Origin of the sequence: Sphingobium sp. BYY-5, from assembly GCF_022758885.1 — a bacterium.
Taxonomy (GTDB): domain Bacteria; phylum Pseudomonadota; class Alphaproteobacteria; order Sphingomonadales; family Sphingomonadaceae; genus Sphingobium.
Genome location: NZ_JALEBH010000001.1, coordinates 2,113,011 through 2,134,678, shown reverse-complemented (window position 1 = coordinate 2,134,678; position 21,668 = coordinate 2,113,011). Strand labels below are relative to the sequence as shown.

Here is a 21,668-nt window from a genome sequence, read left to right as displayed (position 1 = left end):
TCTAAAGAGGCTGAGGCAGAAATGCTGTTGCGTCGGCAGCGAGAATCTCCTACAGAAACCGGACAACGTTGTCATGCCTCTCCAAGCCAGGGCAATGTTGCGATCCCGGACAGCCCGGTGGCGAACTGCACGCGCCGCCGGCTGTCCGGGTCGATTTTTCACGACATCTCCGATGTGATGATCCGTCAGGCCGAGCCTGTTGCGCCATGCCATGTCATCCGGTCGGGCGGATGCGAAGCTGGTTCAAGTATTTCTGTCAGCCGCCTCAGCATTGCTTGAGCGCGCTTTGTCTATCATATTGATAGAAAGCTGCGCGAGTCGGCGAGGAGGATGGCCATGATCGAGTCCCAGTTGGAGGAGGCGCCAGCCGGTTCCTGGTGGAGCCGTCTGATCCAGGCCATATTGCGTGAGCCGAGCGTGGTTCTCCTGGAAAAGGAAGCAGAAGCGCTGGGAGCATCCGATAACCGGGAAGCGCCGCTGCGCCGCTGCGAAGGCGTTCGCTAACGGAGCGTTGCCATATTGGGCCTTCGATGCGGGCTGTCCTGCCTATATCCGTTCGATCATCTACAAGGAGACATCATGGCTACTGACCCTCGCGCTGTGACGCGCGCTGTTGATTCCCTGTTCCTGGAGCGCTGGTCGCCACGCGCCTTTGATGCTTCGGCGCTGCCGCAGGGGGACCTGGATACGATCTTCGATGCGGCGCGCTGGGCGCCCTCGGCCTTCAACTACCAGCCCTGGCGTTTCCTCTACGCCCATCGCGACGGCGCCGACTGGGATCGGTTCCTGGGGGGGCTGCTGCCCTTCAACCAGAGCTGGGCGCAGAATGCGTCGGTGATCGTCTATGTCCTGTCCGACACGCAGATGGCCGCGCCGGGTTCGGAAGAGTACAAGCCTTCACACAGCCACAGCTTCGATGCCGGCGCGGCCTGGGCGCTGCTGGCGCTGCAGGCGACGCGGCTGGGCTATCACAGCCATGGCATGAGCGGCGTCGATTTCGATGCGGCGCGCAAGGAACTGGGTGTGCCGGAACGGTTCCGGATCGAGGCGGCGGTGGCGATCGGGCGGCTGGCGGACAAGTCGATCCTGCCCGAAACCCTGCAAGCGCGCGAAGCGCCCAGCGGCCGCAAGCCGGTCGAGGAATTCGCCTTTGCTGGTAATTTTGCTGGTTAATCGAATATAGTCAATGTTCCGGCCCGATCGTTCGACGCCAAGGCTATGTCATCTTGTCGTTTTGGGGAAGGCGACGATCGTAACTAAGCGACCGCCGATTCGTCCCTCTTGCGGCCCGAAGTTCGCAACGACCCGTCCGCGCGCGATAAGATCGCGATAGGCGGCATATTCGCCGGGAAAGGCGTGAGCTTCGCGTCGATAGCGATCATATTGGGTGAGGATGGCATAGTCCGGTCGACAAGCCGCACGGCGTGCCGGGGCCATCGTGCCATAGTCGATATTGGCGCGGGTGCCGCGGGCCTGGTCTATAGGGGCATAGCTGGTCTTGCCACGGAGCAGGGCAGCGGCGTCGATGCAACCCGCATCGCCGATCGGGAAGACGAAATGCCAAGGTTGCGGCAGCAGGTCGAAGGCGAAATGTTCGATCAGAACCGTACTCCCCGCCGGAATGCGCGCGCGCGCCCAGTTTGAGGCAATCTGACGCGTATCGTTCATGCGCTCGCGTGCGTCGGATTGCGCCCGCAGGAGAAGGGGGAGCAGGAGCGCCGCCAGCATAAAGCTGATTGCGATGGGCCGCCATCGCTGGGCGATTCTGTCTGCGAGCGTACTGGCGCCCGCACCAATCAATATCGCGCAAAGTAACAGCAACGGCAGTGCCCAGCGTTCCCATACCATAGTCTGGAAGCAAAGCAGAAGAAAGAAGCCGACCAAAAGCGGGCCGATCAGGGGCAGCGCGCGGCGATTACGGATCAAGCAAAAGATACCGACAGGCAGCAAGGCTAGACCCATTATACCCAGGCCGGCCAATAGCGGTCCACGGATATACCAGAACCCATTCTGCCATATGTCGCCGCCGGTCGAACCAAGATGGCGCGCTTGTCCTTCGCCAGTCAGGTTGCGTAGTACCGTAGGATAGTCGATCAACAAATAGGGAGAGATGAGCAGGAGGAACGCGATGCTCATCAATCCAACCAGGATCAACCGTCCCATCGCCTGACGCGGATTGATCCTGCCATCAAGGATCAACAGGCCCATCGCACCGGCTATGGCCAGTGCGCACAGGGCGAAGGGCCATTTGGTCGCGATCGCAGCGCCCAGCCACAGGCTGGCCAGCACATAGTCGCGCCATCGGTTGCGTTCTACGATATCGAGCGTTGCGTGTAGGCACAGCATCAGGAAGAAGCAGGCCATCACGTCCGACCGGATGATCTGGGACCAGGTGATGTAAACCGGGCTGATCGCCAGCAAGATCGTGGCCACCATCGCGGCACGGCGATCAAACAGACGATAGCAGAACTGCCATGCGAGAAGGAGCGTGCCGATCGAGAAGGCGGTCATCGCGATGCGCCCCGGCAGGATGACCCAAGTTGGATCGGCATAGATAAGCTCACCGAACTGAGCAACCGAACCCCACCAGCCGACAAGATAGCCGCCCAGGAAGACGATCATATCGACGAGTGCGAGCACATACATGGTTGTCGTGGCCGGATGGCCGAACCAGCCGGGATCGAGCGTGAGGCCGCGCAGCATCTTGAACGCGCCAAGCTCGAACATCAGTTCATCGGGGTCATTGAGTGCTGGAAGTCCGAAATGGATCGAAGCAAGGCGGAGGAGTAAGGCGCTTAGGAGAATGATGGCAAGAAGCCACGAAGCGCCTTGCGTTGTCGCACTGCCCTGACGGACGAAGATCAACTTCACATCGAAACCTTGGACACGGATGACGGCTTTTGTGGGCGTTTCTGAAAGGGCAGTAGCGGCCAGTCGCGTCGATAGCGCCAGCGTTCCTTCCAGCCTTGGGACCGAATGTCCTTCCAGACATCCAGCAGCGTTGCCACCGCCAGACAGTTGCAAGCCATGAACATGATGATGGGGCGCAACAGCGCAATGGCGCCTATGCCATATTGGGCCGAAACCTCTTGCCCACTCAGGAAGCTATCGCGCACGATGGGAGGCATACCTGCGGGGATAATGATATCGTCGGGGATGCAGAGGCTATAGCCCAGTATGATAGCGATGGGCCGCGCCCAGCCTCGCCATGATTCCATGAATATCGATACCAGCAGGAAGACCTGAGTATATCCGCCTGCTTCCTTTGTGGAGAGGGCAACGATCGCGCCGAACAGGATGACGCGATGGTTGGATACGACCTCCGGACGCAGGAAGGTCGCTGCTACCGCCGCCACAGCCAGACCTTGTGTGATGAAGGTCAGCATCGTTGCCGAAAGATAGATGGCTTCCACCTGTTTGGAACTGAACGCGGAATAAAGTGGAAATTCGCTTTGCATGAGCGTTCGGATCGGAACGAGGCTGGACGCATACCAAACGTCGAGTAGGCGTTGCGCACCGAAGCCAGAGGAATAACCGACCAGATTGCGTAGAATCTGGATGGGGCTGCCTTCGCCAAGGATCATCCAGCTCAAGAGGTAGACGCCAATGGTGGCGATCAGCGCGCCTTCCACGGCCATCCAGCGTCGCCGTGCCAGCGGCGCCAATATAGCCGCGACCAGATAGACCTTCAAATTGATGACAATTCCAGCCGCCAGCCAGCGCAGGCGTGCTGATCGAAGCAATGGTCCGAACGCCAGAAGATAAAAGCTGTAGGCGATGAAAACCAGATTGCCGCGCTCAAAAGCGTAGACCAGCGGCAAGCCAAAGGCGAGGGCGATTGAACGCGGAATATAGGTCGACCGGTCGACCTTGCGGAAATGCAGGAAGGTGAGAATGACGGATAGCAAATAGAATCCACAGAGGCCGACGCTGCCCAGCCAGTCACATGCCCGCGCCATTTCGGACGCATTGTTGGCATAGCATTGTGAGATTCCCAGCACCTTCATGAGTACGAAGGAAAGGGGCGGATAAATGGTCTGTTCTACGTCGTAGGCGCCCTTATTGTGGGCGTAGTAGCTCAGGGAAAACCAGTCCATCCATGTGCCGGACGGTTCGTAAAAAAAAGGTTGGCGCAGATAACCATATTCAACGAAGTACCAGACCATATGGGCCAGTGCCGCGCCGATGGCCAGGACGAAGCCATATTCGATCGCCAACTGCCAAATCCGGGCGCGCTTGCTGATGCTCATGCCGTCTTGCCGCGAAAAACGAGATATTTCAGCATGAAATAGTTGATCGCCGAGACAATCAGGATCGATGTGAATCCGGCTAGATAGGGTGAATCAATGAAGCGAGAGCAAAGATATAACATGGCTAAGCCAAGACCATAGTTTCCGGCATAGGACAGGATGAAGCGCAGCCTGGCTGGCGCGGCGTCGCGGAAAACATGACGGCTATAGGTGATGTAGTTGAAACCCATGCCTGCGACATGAGCGATCAATTGCGCCGCGAACAGATTCAACCCCAACCACACGAGCAGGGAATAAGTACCAAAACCAAAGGCCGTATTAATCAAACCCGCCTGATAATAGCGCCAGATTTCGGTCAGTCTTTCGCGAGAAAGATTCATTGCAGTTTCAATAGTCCGGTGGGAAATTTATGCGTTCGCGTTCAAGCACGAGCGGTGTCCTGCGGGTCCGTTCGGACACGATCCGTAAATTATCGCCCAGCAAGCCGAGAAAGCCGAACAACATTGCCAGTTCGGCCTGCACAACCGCTGCGATGAACCAGCCGGCGATCGGTTTGCCGAGGAAGAAGGCCGTCACGCCGCCAACCAGCATCAGCACTGTCATCAACGCGCCGAACACGCCGATATAGATAGGAAGGCGTAGCAGGCGCTTGGAGGAGCCAGCCAGAGCGGACATGGCGAAGTCGAGCAAAGAGAAGAAATTATTCTTCGACGTACCGCCGGCTCGCGGTGGGCGAGGATAGGCGATGGTTTCCAGCCGATATCCGGTCTCCACCAACATACCGCGGAAAAAGGGTTCCGGTTCCGCCAGGTGGCGCGTGGCGTTCACGACCCTGGCATCATAGAGTCCGAAGCCGGTAGCATTGGGGACGATCGGATAATCGCCAAAATTGCGCGCCAGCCAGTAGGACAGCCTGCGGAACGTGCGAAGGACCGGTCCTGCTGTCTTTTCCTCCTGACGCACGCCCAGTACGATATCGGCGCCAGCGCGCCAGCGCTCGACAAGACGAGGCAACAGGGCGGGCGGATCCTGAAAATCAGCGCACAGCCCGATGATGGCACGTCCGCCCGCCTGGTAGATGCCGTGGGTGGGGCTGCGCATCTGACCGAAATTGCGGGTATTCACGATCAAGCGCGTCCGTGCGTCGCGCGTGCAGATATCCCTGACGATCTCCACCGTCCGGTCAGTCGAGTCATTGTCGATGAAGATGATGTCGAACGTCAGATTCAACAGCTCCAGTTCGGCGACGACGGCCGCATGAATGGCCTCCGCATTTTCCTCCTCGTTAAAGCACGGAATGACGACGGACACATCGGGGCGTTGGCCCTGGGATATGGGCAGTGTCACGCTTCAGCTCCATCGAGAGGCGGGCGCATCAGATAGACTTCGATTGCAAGGCCGAGAAGAAGGATGACGACCCCCATTATCAGGGGAAGCCAATTATATTGACGGTCGGAATCGATATAGGCCGGTTCCAGGATACGGATATTGGCGGTGGACGTCAGATTTTCGACCGATGTGCCCTGGAGATAGCGCTTGTAGCTGTCGTAGAGCGCCTGCGCGAGGAGAAGGTCACGGCGCAGCTTGTCAACTTGGGTCGATTGCCGCACCACTTGCCCGACGGAGCTTTGCTGCTCTGGAGAGACGGACCGCGCTTCGTCCAACTGGCGTTGAAGCGCTTCCATTTCTGCCAGGCGCTGCTGGACGCTGAAATTATTATCCGTTGCAAACTGGCGTGCGGCATTGAGTTCTACGGCCTTGGCGCGGATGAGCGCTTCCAGCTCCGGAATGCGATCACCTGCGGCATAAATCGCCGCCTGAGGGCTGCTATAGCGCGTCTTCAGGCGGAACGTGTCATAGGCCGTCTGCGCTTGGGCCAGGCGCTCATTCGTTTCATCGACCAGACGCAGCAAAATGTCGCGTTTGTAGGAGGTCTGCGTCCTGGAGATGTCGGCAAGCTGAACGCGCACGGCATCGCCGTAAGCGCGAACAATATCCTTGGCGAGAACCGGATCCCGCAACTTGATCTCGAATTCGATGATACCGCCGCGCAATGTGCTGACGTCGAGCTTGCGATCAAGCCACCGATGCGTTTCAAGGACAGAAAGACCGAGCCGTTTGTCGAGACCGATCTTCTTGGTGACAGCGTCCCGCACATAGTCGCTACGCGCGACCTTCATGCTGACTTCAACCGCCGCCTGATTGCCGAAGACATTGCCGACAGCGCCTAGCTGACCCAAGGTTCCGCTGAGTCCCAGGCTGGCCGGATCTGTCGGGGTCAAGCTCGATGCCGCCCGGTATTTTTCCGGAAAGAAAGTAAGGATCGCGCAAAGTGCGATCAGGGTTAGCAAGACGGTACGACGCACCAGCGCGTGGCGCACCAGCGGTGCATTGGCTATCATGCCAATCATGCTGCGCGGCGGTGTCATCAGTTGATCGCCGCGATGGCGGCCGCGCTGAGGCCGAACTGGAAAACAATCTGCGAAATGTCCCGAATTTTGGCCCAGACCGAGGAGGACTGGGTCTTGATGGGGACGAACACTGTGTCACCCGGCAGAACGGCCGCGTCCATGGCGCCACGCTTGCGCGTCAGAACGGAGCCGTTGGCGCGCACGACGAAAATATTGGCCTTGTCCGCTCCACGGATCGGGCCACCAGCCTGTTGGACGAAATCCTTCACATGCAGCGGGCGGTTGGTGTTCATGAGGAATGATGCCGGCCGATAGACGGCACCAAAGACGCCCACTGTATCGACCCGTGGCGGTATGACGATGCGATCGTTATTCTCCAGTGGCAGATTGTCGGGAAGGGCCGAACTTTCTGACGGAAGTTCAAGAATGAGACGACCATCAGGTTCCTTCTGACGCAACTTTTCCAGGAAATCGCGGGCGGATTCGATCTGGGCCTTGCGTTCGCCGGCGTCCATCAGACGATCGCCAGTGAGCGGTGCGGCAGACAGTGCGATCTCCATCTGTTCGACGGCTTCCAGAAAACTGCGACGCTGCTGTGAGCGGACCGATTCCCGGACAAAACGGGTCCCATAGACATAGGCGCGCGGCGTCAGGCCGCCAGCCATTTCCAGGACCTTCGACAGCGGCGTGTTTGGCGGCACATAATAATTGCCCGGTTTGTTCACCTCGCCTTCGATCCGCACGATGGCTTGTTGTTTGTCCAGGGAGTGGATGAGCGTTCCCTGCGGCAGGATCTGAATGATATCGCCTGCTTCAGCATGCTCACTATTGGCCATCGCCCGATCGATCTGGCGGCTGCCCACGGTGTCCTGATCGTCCAGTCGATAGAGGATCAGGCGTGAAGGATCGGCGACATTGGTGGGGCCGCCGGCCAAAGCCAGCATATCGGCCAGGCTTTCGCCCTCGCGCGTTTCATATATCGCTTCCTCGTTAACGCTGCCGATGACGGCGACCTGCTTGCCGACCGGGGGAATGAAGAGCACGTCTTCATTCTGAATCAGCGGATCGAGCGAGCGATCCCCCTTGCGCAGCAATTGATAGAGGTCGAAATCCGCGACCTCCGCACCGTTGCGGTAAAGCTTGACGGAGCGGAAGCTGCCACCGGCCGAAGGGCCACCCGCGGCGAGTACGGCATTGACCAGTGTCGAGAGGCTATTGACCGAATAAGCGCCTGGATTGTTGGCAAAGCCGGTCACATAGACACGTACCCCGCGTAGCCGCTTGATGCTCACAGACACGTCATAGCCGCGATATTGACGGCCGATTGCAGCTGCAATCCGATCCTTGATATCCCGATAGTGCACGCCGATCAGGCTGACCGGTCCGACATTGGGAAGAAAAATGTTACCATCGCGATCGATTTCCAGATCAACGCTGCCGTCGATCGAGCCCATCAGGGAGATGGACACGGTGTCACCGACGTTGAGCGCATAGTCGGGCGGTATTGTAGTTTGAGCCGGTACGGCAAAGTCCCGCGCACCGGCGATGAGCAGGTCGGAACCGTAGCGCTTGAGTTTGCGCCCGGTGACGTCTCGAACCCAAGATTCAAATTCGCCCGGCGCCGCCGGCTTGATATGCAAGGCACCGGTGTCGAGGATGCCATTTGGGCCGACATGGGCGGTGGCGGCATCGGTGCTGGAGGATGTGCCGCCAATCGACACGGGCCGATAGGCTTCACTCACGGGGGCGACGCCGGATTGCGAAGGGCGACCATAGCTATCGCCCGCGACCCCGGCGCCAGCCGCACTCATGCCAACAGCGCCGGTGGTGCCATATGGATCGGTTGGCAAGCCGCGCGGAATGGAATTATCGAGCGTTTGCGCGGCGAGTGGGCTTGCCGAAAGGATCAGTGCGATCGCCGATATGGATGCGGTGAAGCTACGCAGCCTTAGTGTCGGAAAGGTTGGGCCTGCTGTCGTAACTTTCATGGAATTCCATTCCTTCGCATTCCGTTTTGCGCGGTTGCGCGCCTATCATCCAGTCTCGATACCAGACCTCGTGGGTGGCTCAGTTCACAAGTCCGCGCATATAATCTGCTGTTTCAAGAATTTGCCGACTGAGCGGCACGGCTTCGACACCATGAGCATGTCGCAAGGCGGTATAGACCCTGTCGTCGCCCACATAGCGATCTGGTTGAGCATCGGTGATCGCCGTCCGGTTCACGCTGCCGCCGTTCAACACTTGCGCTACATTCTGGGCGACCCTGCCCAGTTCCATCGCTTCGCCACCGGAATCGAAGCGGATAACGGGTGCGCTCCGGTCCGCCATCAGAGCGAACCCCAACGACATCAGTTCGCGGATCGCCACATAGGCGCGGAACACCTCACGCGGGGCACGGACGGCAATTGGCCGGTCGGCCAGCGCATCCATGATGAAATTGGCGATGGCATAGGCCTGATGCTTGTTGATATATGGCCCGGTGATGTTGAAGATGCGGCTGATAACTGCCCGGCGTCCATGACCTTCCGCCCAGTCGGCAAAGCGTGCTTCATCATCCAGCTTCATCTGGCCATAGAGACGCATGGCGGGACTGGCGAACGGGTCGGTAACTTTGCTTGCCGCGCCCGAAGACGCTACGAATGCGGCCTCTACCGGCAGCGTGCTGACAGCGTTCAGGACCGTGGCGCTGATCGTGTCATTGACGGTACGATAGGCATCCTCGCTCATCGCTTCGGCCCGGTCCTTGTTCAAAAAGGCGAAATGGAGCAGCCAGATGCGCGTGGCGTTCAATGTCGCGATCTGCGATAAAGGACGCTGCTGCACCTGTCGCCCGCTGCGCAGGGTCAAGGAGCGCTCTGTACTGCCATAGCAGGAAATGCGTTCGGCCAGGGCATCGCCCAGTGCCTGCTCCAGCAGGTCGAGCGTCGCCAACCCGATCCAGCCACCAGCGCCGGCAATGGCAATATGCTGGTCCCCGCGGACAATCATCTGAGCGACGTTCGGTTCAAGCATGGACTTGTCCCAGACGAGCCATGATCGATGCGACGAGCGTGGGGAAGCAACCGAAGCTTGCGCCTGCTTCAGGAGACCAGTGCGGCGTGGCGTAGCCATAGGTCATGAAGCAGAAGGGTATGTCCGCCGATCGAGCCAATTCATGGTCGATTTCGCTGTCGCCCACATAAAGGCAAGCCCGCCCATCGCCGCCCAATTCCTTCAGTGCCGCCAGAAGCAAGTCCGGAGCGGGCTTCGCGCGCAACGTCGGGCGTTCGCCCACTATGGCAGCGAAATGAGGTGCAAGGCCCGTATCGGCAAGCACATTTTCGCACAGATGCTGGGGTTTATTGGAGCAAATGGCAAGAGTAAGTCCGGCCCTCCGCAGCGCGGCGACTCCTTCTGCGACCCCTGGAAACAATGCTTCCCTTGACGTCGGCATGGCCTGGTAGCGTGCACGAAAATCAGCCAGTTCTGCCGCCGGATCACCACCGTCTGTGCCTAGCAAGACAGAAACCAGATGCTGGCCGCCGCTGCTCATGTGAACGCGCGCAGTAGCGGCATCGACGCGCCGGTCGCTGCCGCGGTCGGCGAGCATCGCGTTAACAATACCGATGCACTGGCGCGCACTATCGACCAGCGTTCCATCCAGATCGAATATCACATGCCGGAACATAGCGACTGCTGCCCCTTTCGGCCGGGCGGGAAAACGGATTGGAGGGAATTTTTCGGCATGTTAATTAAGCATCGGGATGAGCATATTCTGCTCCAGTTCCTCACGAGAGAGGAAGGGGGACAGATCCTCCAGCGGCGCAGTTACCATCGTGCCGTCTTCCAAGCGCCTGGACGATAATTTCGGCGCGAAATTCTGTTCCTTGTCGACCATGATCTCGCAGATGGCGGCGCCGGGCGCAGCCAGCGTGCGACGCACGGCATCGCGAATGTCGTCATGGTCAGACGTGCGCGTAAAAGAATAGCCAAACGCAGCGGCGACCTTCCCGAAGTCAGGGAAGGTAACGCCGGAATCCGGGCCACAGCCGACCGAGAAGCCGCTGAAATGGGCCTGTTGCGACTGGCGGATCGAATGATAGCCGCTATTATTGTAGAGGAAAATCTTGGCTGGGATGCCTTGCCCTACAATTGTTTGCAGTTCCTGCAGATTCTGCATGATCGAACCATCGCCCGCCATGCAAATGATCCGCTTCGACCCTTCGGGCATGGCGTGCCAGGCGCCTATAGTGGCAGGCAGATCATAGCCCATAGAGGCTGCGCCTGAGTTGGAATAGAGCCGCTGGCCGCGCTTCAGGCGCGCGGCCTGCACCGTCACGACCGCGGCGGTGGCATCGGCCATGACGACGACTTCGTTCTCCTCCAATTGCTCGAATAATGCCTCGGTGAAGCAATAGGGGTTCACCACGCCCTTGGTGTCCCAATATTCTGGCAGCACCGGATGATATTTGCGGCGCCGTTCCATTGCCCAGCCCAGATAGGTGGCGTGTGCAGCCGGTCGCACATGACCTTGAAGCGCATGTTCGAATGCGGGCAGGAAATCCCTGAGATTGGCGTGGACAGGCATGTCGATCGACAGGGTCGGTTTGGCCAGTTCGGCTGCGTCGACATCGACCATGATCTTCTTTGCCGCCCGTGCGAAGGAAGCGAAATTATAGCTGATCTGACGGATGTTCAGACGGCAGCCGAGTACCAGCACACAATCGCTGTTCTGGACCGTGAAATTGCCGGACCGGTCGCCCACCGTGCCAGGGCGACCGACATAGAGCGGATGATCTTCGGCCACCACGTCTTGCGCGTTCCAGGCCGGGGCGACCGGGATGCCCAACTTCTCTGCTACGCGCAGGAAACTGTCATAGGCGCCGCTGATGCGAATGCCGGTGCCAGGCAGTAACACTGGCCGTTCGGCGGCTTTCACCGCCTCGACGACATGTTGGGCCGCCTCGTCCAGCGCCGCGCCGGTCAACCAGCCATATTCGGCAGGAAGGGCAAAATCGCGACCATAGCCTTCGCGGACCGGATCGAACCCGTGGAGCGCCTCCGGGTCGATCAGCGCGGCCTGGACATCAATTGGGATATCCAGCCACACCGGTCCCGGCCGTCCGGTCTCCGCAAGCCACAGTGCCTTTTCCAGCAGATAGCGAATGTCGAGCGGGTCGCTGACCATTGCAGCGAACTTGGTGATCGGTTTCACCATCGACACAAGGTCCGCCTCCTGGTCGCCCAGTTGGCGGAGCCGCACCGGCGCATTGCTCGCCAGCGTTTCCCGCTTGGCCTGCCCAGACACCACGATCATCGCGATGGAATCAGTGAAGGCGCCGTGGACGCCGTTCAGCGCATTGATCCCGCCGGGTCCAGTTGTGACATTGACCGCCGCCAGCCGACCGGACAGACGAGTATAGCTTTCCGCTGCCATCGCCAGCGCCTGCTCATGATGGCAGCAGACATAACGCAGTCCGTTCACGCGCCCCATAGCGTCGTTGAGGTGCATGGCGCCGCCGCCCGTAAGCATGAAGACATGGCGCACGCCATGGTCGTGCAGCTTGTGGGCGATATAATCGGACAGGCGGATTTTGGTCATTATTTTTCCGTAGCGGGATTGAGGTGCGGCAGGCTGGACAATTACTGGTTGACCGCAATCCGGTCTTCGATGACTGCCTGCTCCAGGCCGCGATCCGGCACCAGGGCCAGTATTTCGGGATCTTTACTATATGCTGCGTCGATCTCGTTCAGCATCACGGGCTGGTCGGCGCCCAGCGGCGCATTGAGCACTTCGCCGCTCTCAAACTCGCGGGTCGAGATCTGCCCCTTTTGCAACGGGACGGCGAAATACACGTCCGCATCGGTCAGCACATGGCCTTTCGACAGGTTGCGCTTGACATATACGCCGCGGACCAGCGCATCGAGATAGGTGCGCTCCTTCTCCGGCACCGTACGCTTGACCTCGGCGGGGCCGCCGCACATTTCCTTGGCCTTGATGAAGGCCTTGAACCAGACATCCGCCTGTTCCGGCTTGGTGCAATATGGGCTGACCGGGACGCCTTCATAATCGATGTCGATGTGACGTTCGAAGGTGCGTGCACCCTTGCCGTAGGCGATCAGGATCGAGTCATGCCAGTCACGCTGTTCATGGGTCGATAGGCCGATGGTAACGCCAGGATATCGAGTGCGCAGATAGTCGATCTGGTTGAGTTCCAGGTCGCTGTCTTCCGACGGATAGAGCGACACGCAATGATTGAGTGCGAAGGGAACATTGCGCGAAACGAAATAGTCGACCAGCGCGTCGATATGATGGGTATCGGCTCCGCCCGATGACGCCACCACCGGCTTGCCGGCCGACGCGATCTTGCGCAGCAGCGTCTTGTCGCGGATGTCGGAGCTGGCAATCTTCAAAATGTCGACGCCAAATTCGATGCATTTGTCGACCGACACCTCGTCAAAGGGTGTGACCATGGTCTTCATGCCAGCCGCACGAACGGCTTCTACCATGGCGTGCAGATTTTCCCAGGGCATCTGGGTGTCCAAGGTCTTCTTGATGTAGCGAATATGGCTGTAGTCGCGGAAGTCACGATGAATGAAGTCATCGACATCGCGGAACTGCAGCTTGATCGACGCATGAACGCCATTGGACTTTACCACTTCGGCGAAGTCGTTGATGATCTTCAATCCACGATCGAGCTTTCCCCAATGATTATTAGCCAACTCAAGAACGAAGAGGTCGTGGAAAATGTCTTTGGACACGATACTTCTCCAATATTTTTCGCTATCAACCAGCCATACGGCTTTCAGTGTTTTCTTGTTATATTGGCGCTATTCTTGGCGCGTGGTCGTCAGGTTCTGTTCATTCTGATAAATGCGCTGATCTGTTCGGCCATATAATCCAGATGATCCGCCGTCAGACCGGGGAAGAGTCCGATCCAGAAGGTGTTGGTTGTAACCAGGTCGGCGTTCGCCAAATCACCCACGACACGATAGTTGCGGCCCTTCATGTAAGGTTGGCGCAGCAGGTTGCCGCCAAAGAGCAGGCGGGTGCCGATCTTCTTCCTGTTCAGATACTGGACCAGTTCCTCGCGATTGATGCCGCTTTCTGGACGTATGGTTATCGGGAAGCCGAACCAGGACGGCTCGCTGTTGGGTGTCGCTTCCGGCAGGATCAGCACATCCTCATGGGCGCGCAGCCGCTCAGTCAGGCCGGCGAAGTTGCGCGCGCGGGCAGCGATGAAGCCATCGAGATGACCAAGCTGCGACAGGCCCACGGCTGCCTGCATGTCGGTGATCTTGAGGTTGTAGCCGGCATGGCCATAGGTATATTTATGGTCATAGCCCATCGGCAGGCTACCCAGCTTGCGGGCGAAACGCTTGCCACAGGTATCGTCCTTGCCCGGTGCGCACCAGCAGTCGCGGCCCCAGTCGCGCATGGATTCGATCACGCGCTTGAGGCGCGGCTTGTCGGTGAACACCGCGCCGCCTTCGCCCATGGTGATATGATGGGCGGGGTAGAAGCTGAGCGTGCCGATATGACCGAAGGTGCCGACGCCCTGGCCGTTATAGGTGGCGCCCAGCGCGTCGCAGCAATCCTCGACCACCCAGAGATTATATTTCTCGGCGACACGCATCACTTCGGCCAGGTCGAACGGGTTGCCCAGCGTGTGCGCGATCATGATCGCGCGGGTCTTGTCACTGACCGCGGCCTCGATCATGTCCGGTTTGACATTGTAGGTCGGGATGTCCACGTCGACGAACACCGGGACCAGCCCATATTGCAACGAGGGATTCACCGTCGTCGGGAAACCGGTGGCGACTGTGATAACCTCGTCGCCGGGTTTCAGCGCTTCACCGCGAAAATAATGCGAAGTGAGCGTGGAGAGCGCCAACAGGTTGGCCGATGAACCCGAATTGGTGGTCAGGGCATGGGCAACGCCCAGGCGCTTGGCCAGTTTTGCCTCGAATGCGTCGTTGAACCGACCTGTGGTAAGCCAGAAATCGAGCGAGGAGTCGACGAGGTTCCGCATGTCGGTTTCGTCATAGACTTTCCCCGATACGGGGACGGGGCTTTCGCCTGGCACGAAGGTTTTGGTGGCATGAAATCGTCGCGCATACTCGCCCGTAAGGTCGAGGATGAGGGCGCGGAGTTGCGCCTCGTCGCAATCTCCGGCCAGGGCAGCCGGATTGGCTACCGGCTGTTCAACAGTCATTTACGTAATTCTCCCCGGACAGGGCACGGCCGAGCTGCTTTCGATAAGCATCAAGTTGTGCAAAAGAAATTTGCGCCGCGTCACTGCCTTCGGCGACGGCATGATGCCACGCAACAATATAGTCCAATGCGTCCCGTAGCCGGAGCGCCGGACGCCAGCCCAGTTCGACACGCGCTTTGGAGCAGTCGAGCTTTAGTATCTTCGCTTCGTGCGGTTGGATTTGCTCCTCGCTATACCAGGCCGGGCCACCCCATGCCGCGCACATATGATCGGCGATCCAGTTGACGGGCTGGGTATCGTCGTCGGCGGGGCCGAAATTCCAGCCGGTTGCCGCCCATGTGTCGCCACTGGCAAGACGCTGCGCGATCATGAGATAGCCGCCCAATGCTTCCAGCACATGCTGCCACGGCCGGATCGATGCGGGCGAACGGATGAAGGGGGCCTTGTCCTTGATAAGGGCGCGGATGATGTCCGGAATCAGCCGGTCGGCTGCCCAGTCGCCGCCGCCGATGACATTGCCCGCGCGCACCGATGCGAGCAACGGCCTTTGGCCGAAGAAGCTGCGGCGATAAGCGGCGATCACCAGTTCGGCTGCGCCCTTGCTGGCGCTATAGGGATCATAGCCGCCCATCGGGTCGCTTTCGCGATAGGGCCAGATCCATTCGCGATTTTCATAGCATTTGTCGCTGGTGACGCAGACGATCGCTTTCAGATCCACGGCGCGGCGGCAGGCATCAAGCACATGCGCCGTTCCCTGTACATTGGTCGCGAAGGTTTCGATCGGGTGGTCGTAGGACCGGCGCACCAGTGGCTGCGCGGCAAGGTGGAACAGGATTTCCGGGCGCGCCCGCGCCAGGGCATCCTCCACCGCCGCCATGTCGCGAATGTCGCCCTCGACATGGATCAGGCGATCCTGGAGGCGCGCCTGTCGGAACAGGCTGACATCGTCGGCGGGCAAGGAAAAGCCGGTGACTTCCGCACCCATCTGCGTCAGCCACATGGCAAGCCAGCTTCCTTTGAAACCGGTATGCCCCGTGAGAAAGACCCTGCGCTCCCGCCAGAAAGTCTCGCTTACCATGACTTCCAGGGCGCTCCCTTGTGCCACAGTTCCTCCAGATACTGCTTGTCGCGCAGCGTATCCATCGGTTGCCAGAAGCCGTCATGTCGGTACGCGGCCAGCTCACCGGCGGTGGCGAGCCTTTCTAGCGGCTCGCGTTCCCAGATGGTGCCATGCGTATCGATCAGATCCACGACAGAGGGATCGAGCACGAAGAAGCCGCCATTGATGAGGCCGCCATCACCCGCAGGTTTTTCCCTGAAGTTGCGCACCAAGTTCCCCTCAAACTCCAACGCGCCAAAGCGCCCTGGGGGAGAGACGGCAGTGATGGTCGCTTTCCGTCCATGTTCTTTATGGAAAATAAGTTGCGCGGATACATTGATGTTGGCAACGCCGTCGCCATAAGTGAAGCAAAAGGGCTGGTCGGCATCAAGATACCGGCGTACCGCCTTGAGGCGGCCACCAGTCATCGCGTCCGTCCCTGTCTCCACCAGGGTAATCCGCCACGGCTCGCTCCAATTCTCATGCACTTCTATATTGTTCTTGGAGAGATCGATCGTCACATCGGCGGTGTGCAAGAAGTAATTCGCAAAATACTCCTTAATCATGTATCCTTTATAGCCAAGGCAGATGACGAAATCGTTTACGCCATGACTCGAATAGATTTTCATGATGTGCCACAAAATGGGCATACCTCCGACTTCGACCATTGGCTTAGGCCGGATAGAGGTCTCCTCCCCCAAGCGTGTTCCTAGTCCGCCTGCAAGGATGACAGCTTTGATAGACACTTTGGCCCCATTTCCTGCTGCGCTCTTTTGTAGCGCGAATATTACATTTGACGGGGCAGTAACTTGGTGTCAACGGAACGCAGAGAGAATATGACAGGAAAAAATGTATAATAATCAAAGGTTTATTTGAATCTTTGAAGTTGTACGGAATTTAGTAGTTGGCGGCGTCGGTCGAAATTGCACGGAAATTTCATTCCACCGACGGCATCGATTTTCATTTTCCCGGCCCTCTGCGTTCTCCTTCGAAACGTTGGACCTTGGGCGTTCAGAAGGCGAATTAGCGGCGCAGCGGCGAGAACGCTCCCGCCGCTGCATTTGCCGTCAAACGTCGGTCCAGCCACCACCCAGTGCGCGGAATAGGTCGACCTGGGCGAACGCAACCGCGCGATCGGCGCTGGCCAGGTCGGCTTCGGCCGCCGCCTGGGTCCGCAGCGCGTCCAGGACGGTCAGGAAGTCGATTTGTCCTTCCCTTTGCCGGGCGGTGCTGATGCGTGCGGCGCGGGCGGCTTCGTCGCGGGCGGTCTGGAGCGAGGCGCGCCGCTGCAACGCATTGGCATAGGTGGAGAGGGCGGTTTCGGTTTCCTCCAATGCGCGCAGCACGGTGCCGTCAAAGGTCGCGAGCGCCGCGTCGCCATCGGCCCGCGCCGCTGCGATGCGCGCGCGGTTCGCTTCCTGGTTGGGGAAGGCCCAACTGATGAGCGGTCCCAGCAGCCAGTTGAGCGGCCCGCCGCCGAAGATATTGCCGCCGCCGATCGCGGTGGTGCCGATCGATCCGCCCAGCGTGATGCGCGGGTAGAGCGCCGCCGTCGCCACGCCGATCCGCGCGGTGTCGGCCGCCAGCCTCTGTTCTGCGGCGCGCACGTCCGGCCGTCGGGCGAGCAGGGCCTGACCGTCGCCGACCGGGATGGGCTGGCTTAGGTCCGGCGTCACTTTGGCGTCGCGCACCGTTGCGGGCAAATCCTGCGGCGTGCGGCCGGTGAGGGTGGCAAGACGGAACAGCGCTGCGTTGCGATCCGCCACCAGCGACGGGATGAGCGCCTTCTGCTGGTCGCGCAGGCTGGTGATGCGGATCACGTCAAGCCGATCGGAGCGGCCCACGTCGAAGCGCGCCTGCGAAATGCGGAGCGACTGGTCGAGCAGGTCGACCGTCTGTTGCGCCACGGCGATGCGCTGGGCGGAGGCGGTGGCGTCGACATAGGCGCGCACCGTGTCGGCGACCACGGCGACGCGGACCGCATCGGCATCGCCCGCCGCCGCGCCGGCATCGCCGCGTGCGGCTTCGATGCTGCGCTTCACCCGGCCGAACAGGTCGACTTCATAGGCGACGTCCAGCCCCATATCGACGGTCCAGTTTTCCCGGTCCATGCCCGGCAGGGTCTGGGCCTGGGAAACGCGGCCGTAGCTGGGCGATCCGCTGAGCGTCGTGCTGGGGAGCCGGTCGGAACGGGCGCCGCGCAACTGGGCGCGGGCGCGTTCCAGCCGGGCGACGGCGACGCGGATGTCGGTGTTGGCCGTCATCGCGTCCTTCACCAGGCCGTCGAGCAGGGGGTCGTTATAGAGCCGCCACCAATGATCGTCGGCGGGGGCCTGGGCCACCGCCGGGCTGGCCGCCCCGATGAACGGGGCGGCGGCCGTGGCTGGCGTGGCGGGCGCCTTAAAGTCCGGCCCGGCGGCGCAGGCGGTCAGGGCACTGGCGCCGAGCAGCAGGGCAAGGAGCTGTTTCGTCATGACGTTAAGTCCTTATTCGGCTGGCTGCAGCGCGGGGGCGGCGTCATCGTCCCGCCGACGGCGGGCATAACGATCGCCCAGCGCGCGGCAGACGACATAGAAGGTGGGGGTGAAGAGCAGGCCGAAGGCTGTCACGCCGGCCATGCCGAAGAAGACCGCCGTACCCAGCGCCTGCCGCAGCTCCGCACCGGCGCCGGTCGCGATCACCAGCGGCACCGCACCCAGGATGAAGGCGAAGCTGGTCATCAGGATCGGACGCAGGCGGGTCTGCGCCGCCTGCACGGCGGCATCGACCGGCGACAGGCCCTGTTCCTCTTCCGCCTGCTTGGCGAACTCGACCACGAGGATCGCATTCTTGGCGGCAAGGGCGATCAGCACGACCAGGCCGATCTGGGTCAGGATATTATTATCCATTCCCCGCAGGTTCACGCCCAGCATGGCCGCGAACAGGCACATCGGCACGATCAGGATGATCGACAACGGCAGCGTCAGGCTTTCATATTGCGCCGCCAGCACCAGGAAGACGAAGAAGACCGCCATGCCGAAGACCAGCCCCGCGGTGTTGCCCGCGCTGACCTGCTGATAGGCGACGCCCGTCCATTCGCTGCCATAACCGGCAGGCGCGGCGGCCGCGAGCTTCTCCATGGTGGTGAGCGACTGGCCCGAACTGTAGCCCGGCGCCGTGTCGCCGTCGATTTCCACCGCGGGGAGCAGGTTGTAGCGAACCACGCGATAGGGACCGGTCTTGTCCTTGAAGGTGGAGACCGAACCGATCGGCACCATCTGCCCGCTGTTCGACCGCGTCTTGAGGTTGGCGATATCCGCCACCGTACCGCGATGCTCGGCATCGGCCTGCGCCGTCACGCGATAGGTGCGGCCCAGCAGGTTGAAGTCGTTGACGAACGCCGACCCCAGATAGACCTGCATCGCTTCGAAGATACGCTCTGGCGGCACGCCCAGCAGGTCGGCCTTGCGCCGGTCGACATCCGCGTAGACGCGCGGCGTGCCGACATCGAACAGGGTGTAGACCATGGCGAGGCCGGGGGTCTGGTTCGCCTTGGCGATCATGTCCTGGGCGACCTTGTTGAGTTCCGCATAACCGCGATCCTCCCGGTCCTCCAGCATGATGCGATAGCCGCCCGCTGAGCCGATGCCCTGGATGAGCGGCGGCGGCACCAGCAGGATGCGCGCCTTGTCATAGCCGGCGACCGCCTTGTTGGCTTCCGCCATGATGCCGGCATAGGTGGCGCCTTCTTCCTTGCGTTCGGCAAAGCTCTTGAAGGGGAAGTAGATCGCCGCGCTGTTGGGCGCCTGCGTTTGCGACGGGCCATGGAAACCGGCGAACATCACCGCGCCGCGCAGGCCCTTGATCGGCAGGATTTTCTCCGCGACTTCGCGCGTCACCTTATCGGTGCGTTCGAGCGAGGAGCCGGGCGGAAGCTGAACCACCGCCAGGAAATAGCCCTGGTCCTGCGCCGGGATGAAGCCGCCGGGCGTCACCCAGAACAGGGCGATGGTGGCAGCGATCAGGCCGGCATAGGTCAGCAGCATCTTCTTGGGGCGCGCCACCAGGAAGCGGGTGAGGCGGCCATAGCCCGCGCTCATCCGATCAAAGCCATTGTTGAACGCATCAGCGGCCCCGCCCAGCTTCTGCCGCCAGACCGGATCGCCGCTGCGGTCGCGCGCGCCGTGCTTTGCCTTGAGCAGCAACGCCGCGGCAGCGGGAGACAGGGTCAGAGACAGGATCAGCGAGATGATCGTCGCGGTCGAGATGGTGACGGCGAACTGCTGGTAGAAGGCGCCGGAAATACCGGTGATGAAGAGCGTCGGCACGAACACCGCGCAGAGCACCAGGACGATCGCGACCAGCGCGGTCGACACTTCGTCCATCGACGTGCGGGCCGCCTCCAGCGGGGACATGCCGTTTTCTATGTTGCGCTCGACATTCTCGACCACGACGATGGCGTCGTCGACGACGATGCCGATGGCGAGGACCAGCCCGAAGAGCGACAGGTTGTTGAGGCTATAGCCAAGGCCCGCGAGGATCGTCGCGGTGCCGATCAGCGATACGGGGATGGCGATGATCGGGATGATCGCCGCGCGCCAGTTCTGGAGGAAGATCAGGATGACGAGCACGACCAGCAGCACGGCTTCGATCAGCGTGTGATAGACTGCGTCGATCGACTGGCTGATGAATTCGGTCGGGTTGTAGATGACGCTATATTCCAGGCCCTTGGGGAAGCGCTTGGAAAGCTGGTCCATCTCCGCCTTCACCTTCTCCGCCGCGTCGAGCGCGTTGGAGCCGGGGCGCTGCATCACCGCGATGACGACGGTGGGCTTGTTCGACAGATAGGTGTTGATGCCATAATCCTGCGCGCCCAGTTCGACACGCGCGACGTCACCCACGCGGACCTGATGGCCGGTGGCGTCGGTGCGAATGACGATGTTGGCGAATTGCTGCGGCTCGGTCAGGCGGCCCTGCATCTCGACGCCAAGCTGGAAGGCTTCACCCCGGTCATAAGGCGGCTGGCCGATCGAGCCGGCCGACACCTGAACATTCTGCGCGCGGAGGGCCTGGACGATTTCGCCAGCGGTCAGGTCGAGTGCGGCGGCGCGGTCCGGATCGATCCAGATCCGCATCGCATAGTCGCGCGATCCGAAGAGCTGCACGTCGCCCACGCCGTCCAAACGGGCAAGGCGATCGCGTACCTGCGTCAGCGCATAGTTGGACAGATAGTTGCGGTCGAACGTGCCGTCGGGCGACTGCAGGTTCACGACCATCAAAAATTCGGGCGTGGTCTTGCGGGTGACGACGCCCAGGCGCTGCACTTCTTCGGGCAGGCGCGGCGTGGCGACCGCGACGCGGTTCTGCACCAGCACCTGCGCGGCATCCAGGTCGGTGCCGATCTTGAAGGTGACGGTGATGACGACCTTGCCGTCGCCGGTCGACTGGCTGCTCTGGTAGAGCATGTCGTCGACGCCGTTGATTTCCTGCTCGATCGGGGCGGCGACGGTCGATGCGACCGTTTCCGCCGATGCGCCGGGATATTGGGCGGAAACCGTGACCGTGGGCGGTACGATGTCGGGATATTGGGACACCGGCAGGCCGACGAAAGCGAGCGCGCCGACCACGGTGATGACCACCGCGATGACGGCGGCGAAGATCGGCCGGTCGATGAAGAAACGAGAGAAACGCATCGGATCGTCCTTTGCGAAAGGCGAAAGGGATACCGCGTGAT

At 60.6% G+C, this 21,668-nt stretch carries 18 protein-coding genes; 3 read left to right on the top strand and 15 right to left on the bottom strand.

Going from position 1 to position 21,668, the window contains the following annotated elements; translation table 11 throughout:
* The first annotated feature begins 21 nt into the window (after nucleotides 1-21).
* The 3 genes from MOK15_RS10160 to MOK15_RS10150 all read left to right on the top strand — a co-directional run bounded on the left by MOK15_RS10160 (nucleotide 22) and on the right by MOK15_RS10150 (nucleotide 1,173).
* On the top strand, nucleotides 22-279 hold the full coding sequence (locus MOK15_RS10160) for a hypothetical protein (protein ID WP_242931508.1): 258 nt from the start codon (nucleotides 22-24) through the stop codon (nucleotides 277-279).
* A gap of 57 nt (nucleotides 280-336) precedes the next feature.
* Nucleotides 337-504: a hypothetical protein gene (locus tag MOK15_RS10155; RefSeq protein WP_242931507.1), complete on the top strand. Its 168-nt coding sequence runs from the start codon at nucleotides 337-339 to the stop codon at nucleotides 502-504.
* A gap of 75 nt (nucleotides 505-579) precedes the next feature.
* Nucleotides 580-1,173: a nitroreductase family protein gene (locus MOK15_RS10150; RefSeq protein WP_242931506.1), complete on the top strand. Its 594-nt coding sequence runs from the start codon at nucleotides 580-582 to the stop codon at nucleotides 1,171-1,173.
* Between the two features lie 48 nt (nucleotides 1,174-1,221).
* Here the strand turns inward: MOK15_RS10150 and MOK15_RS10145 are convergent, their stop codons facing one another.
* The 15 genes from MOK15_RS10145 to MOK15_RS10075 form a co-directional block, all read right to left on the bottom strand.
* Nucleotides 1,222-2,727, bottom strand: a complete 1,506-nt coding sequence (locus MOK15_RS10145; RefSeq protein WP_242931505.1) for a glycosyltransferase family 39 protein — start codon at nucleotides 2,725-2,727, stop codon at nucleotides 1,222-1,224.
* Between the two features lie 140 nt (nucleotides 2,728-2,867).
* Nucleotides 2,868-4,217, bottom strand: coding sequence for a glycosyltransferase family 87 protein (locus tag MOK15_RS10140; RefSeq protein WP_242931504.1), 1,350 nt, complete (start codon nucleotides 4,215-4,217; stop codon nucleotides 2,868-2,870).
* Nucleotides 4,218-4,246: 29 nt separating this feature from the next.
* On the bottom strand, nucleotides 4,247-4,630 hold the full coding sequence (locus MOK15_RS10135) for a GtrA family protein (protein ID WP_242931503.1): 384 nt from the start codon (nucleotides 4,628-4,630) through the stop codon (nucleotides 4,247-4,249).
* Between the two features lie 7 nt (nucleotides 4,631-4,637).
* Nucleotides 4,638-5,597, bottom strand: a complete 960-nt coding sequence (locus MOK15_RS10130) for a glycosyltransferase family 2 protein (protein WP_242931502.1) — start codon at nucleotides 5,595-5,597, stop codon at nucleotides 4,638-4,640.
* The gene (locus tag MOK15_RS10125) at nucleotides 5,594-6,679 is read right to left on the bottom strand and encodes a hypothetical protein (protein WP_242931501.1); all 1,086 of its coding nucleotides are present in this window, start codon (nucleotides 6,677-6,679) and stop codon (nucleotides 5,594-5,596) included. Before MOK15_RS10125 ends, MOK15_RS10130 begins: the two co-directional genes overlap by 4 nt.
* Nucleotides 6,679-8,649, bottom strand: a complete 1,971-nt coding sequence (locus tag MOK15_RS10120) for an SLBB domain-containing protein (protein ID WP_242931500.1) — start codon at nucleotides 8,647-8,649, stop codon at nucleotides 6,679-6,681. Before MOK15_RS10120 ends, MOK15_RS10125 begins: the two co-directional genes overlap by 1 nt.
* A 79-nt stretch (nucleotides 8,650-8,728) precedes the next feature.
* Nucleotides 8,729-9,649, bottom strand: a complete 921-nt coding sequence (locus tag MOK15_RS10115) for an NAD-dependent epimerase/dehydratase family protein (protein ID WP_242931499.1) — start codon at nucleotides 9,647-9,649, stop codon at nucleotides 8,729-8,731.
* A gap of 16 nt (nucleotides 9,650-9,665) precedes the next feature.
* Complete coding sequence (locus MOK15_RS10110) at nucleotides 9,666-10,328, bottom strand: HAD-IA family hydrolase (RefSeq protein WP_242931498.1); 663 nt, start codon at nucleotides 10,326-10,328, stop codon at nucleotides 9,666-9,668.
* Nucleotides 10,329-10,388: 60 nt separating this feature from the next.
* Nucleotides 10,389-12,242 carry a thiamine pyrophosphate-binding protein gene (locus tag MOK15_RS10105; RefSeq protein WP_242931497.1) on the bottom strand — a complete coding sequence of 618 codons (1,854 nt, stop codon included), beginning with the start codon at nucleotides 12,240-12,242 and terminating at the stop codon, nucleotides 10,389-10,391.
* Between the two features lie 41 nt (nucleotides 12,243-12,283).
* Nucleotides 12,284-13,402, bottom strand: a complete 1,119-nt coding sequence (locus MOK15_RS10100) for an N-acetylneuraminate synthase family protein (protein ID WP_242931496.1) — start codon at nucleotides 13,400-13,402, stop codon at nucleotides 12,284-12,286.
* Nucleotides 13,403-13,491: 89 nt separating this feature from the next.
* Nucleotides 13,492-14,856, bottom strand: coding sequence for a lipopolysaccharide biosynthesis protein RfbH (gene rfbH / locus MOK15_RS10095; RefSeq protein ID WP_242931495.1), 1,365 nt, complete (start codon nucleotides 14,854-14,856; stop codon nucleotides 13,492-13,494).
* Nucleotides 14,846-15,934 (bottom strand): CDP-glucose 4,6-dehydratase, encoded by a 1,089-nt coding sequence (gene rfbG, locus MOK15_RS10090; protein ID WP_242931494.1) that lies wholly within the window; start codon nucleotides 15,932-15,934, stop codon nucleotides 14,846-14,848. The genes rfbH and rfbG overlap by 11 nt, the downstream gene beginning before the upstream one ends.
* Nucleotides 15,928-16,695: a glucose-1-phosphate cytidylyltransferase gene (rfbF, locus tag MOK15_RS10085; protein ID WP_242932712.1), complete on the bottom strand. Its 768-nt coding sequence runs from the start codon at nucleotides 16,693-16,695 to the stop codon at nucleotides 15,928-15,930. Before rfbF ends, rfbG begins: the two co-directional genes overlap by 7 nt.
* A 327-nt stretch (nucleotides 16,696-17,022) precedes the next feature.
* Entirely contained in the window at nucleotides 17,023-18,429 is a 1,407-nt protein-coding gene (locus MOK15_RS10080; RefSeq protein WP_242931493.1) for a TolC family protein, read from the bottom strand.
* A 12-nt stretch (nucleotides 18,430-18,441) separates the two neighbouring features.
* Nucleotides 18,442-21,627 (bottom strand): multidrug efflux RND transporter permease subunit, encoded by a 3,186-nt coding sequence (locus MOK15_RS10075; RefSeq protein WP_242931492.1) that lies wholly within the window; start codon nucleotides 21,625-21,627, stop codon nucleotides 18,442-18,444.
* Nucleotides 21,628-21,668 lie beyond the last annotated feature (41 nt).

What these genes read in the sequence shown, in the direction of transcription:
- MOK15_RS10135 (WP_242931503.1), bottom strand. Translation starts at nt 4,630, where the DNA reads ATGAATCTTTCTCGCGAAAGACTGACCGAAATCTGGCGCTATTATCAG.
- MOK15_RS10160 (WP_242931508.1), top strand. Translation starts at nt 22, where the DNA reads ATGCTGTTGCGTCGGCAGCGAGAATCTCCTACAGAAACCGGACAACGT.
- rfbH (WP_242931495.1), bottom strand. Translation starts at nt 14,856, where the DNA reads ATGACTGTTGAACAGCCGGTAGCCAATCCGGCTGCCCTGGCCGGAGAT.
- MOK15_RS10075 (WP_242931492.1), bottom strand. Translation starts at nt 21,627, where the DNA reads ATGCGTTTCTCTCGTTTCTTCATCGACCGGCCGATCTTCGCCGCCGTC.
- MOK15_RS10150 (WP_242931506.1), top strand. Translation starts at nt 580, where the DNA reads ATGGCTACTGACCCTCGCGCTGTGACGCGCGCTGTTGATTCCCTGTTC.
- MOK15_RS10125 (WP_242931501.1), bottom strand. Translation starts at nt 6,679, where the DNA reads ATGACACCGCCGCGCAGCATGATTGGCATGATAGCCAATGCACCGCTG.
- MOK15_RS10115 (WP_242931499.1), bottom strand. Translation starts at nt 9,649, where the DNA reads ATGATTGTCCGCGGGGACCAGCATATTGCCATTGCCGGCGCTGGTGGC.
- rfbG (WP_242931494.1), bottom strand. Translation starts at nt 15,934, where the DNA reads ATGGTAAGCGAGACTTTCTGGCGGGAGCGCAGGGTCTTTCTCACGGGG.
- MOK15_RS10105 (WP_242931497.1), bottom strand. Translation starts at nt 12,242, where the DNA reads ATGACCAAAATCCGCCTGTCCGATTATATCGCCCACAAGCTGCACGAC.
- MOK15_RS10080 (WP_242931493.1), bottom strand. Translation starts at nt 18,429, where the DNA reads ATGACGAAACAGCTCCTTGCCCTGCTGCTCGGCGCCAGTGCCCTGACC.
- MOK15_RS10155 (WP_242931507.1), top strand. Translation starts at nt 337, where the DNA reads ATGATCGAGTCCCAGTTGGAGGAGGCGCCAGCCGGTTCCTGGTGGAGC.
- MOK15_RS10145 (WP_242931505.1), bottom strand. Translation starts at nt 2,727, where the DNA reads ATGTTCGAGCTTGGCGCGTTCAAGATGCTGCGCGGCCTCACGCTCGAT.
- MOK15_RS10120 (WP_242931500.1), bottom strand. Translation starts at nt 8,649, where the DNA reads ATGAAAGTTACGACAGCAGGCCCAACCTTTCCGACACTAAGGCTGCGT.
- MOK15_RS10110 (WP_242931498.1), bottom strand. Translation starts at nt 10,328, where the DNA reads ATGTTCCGGCATGTGATATTCGATCTGGATGGAACGCTGGTCGATAGT.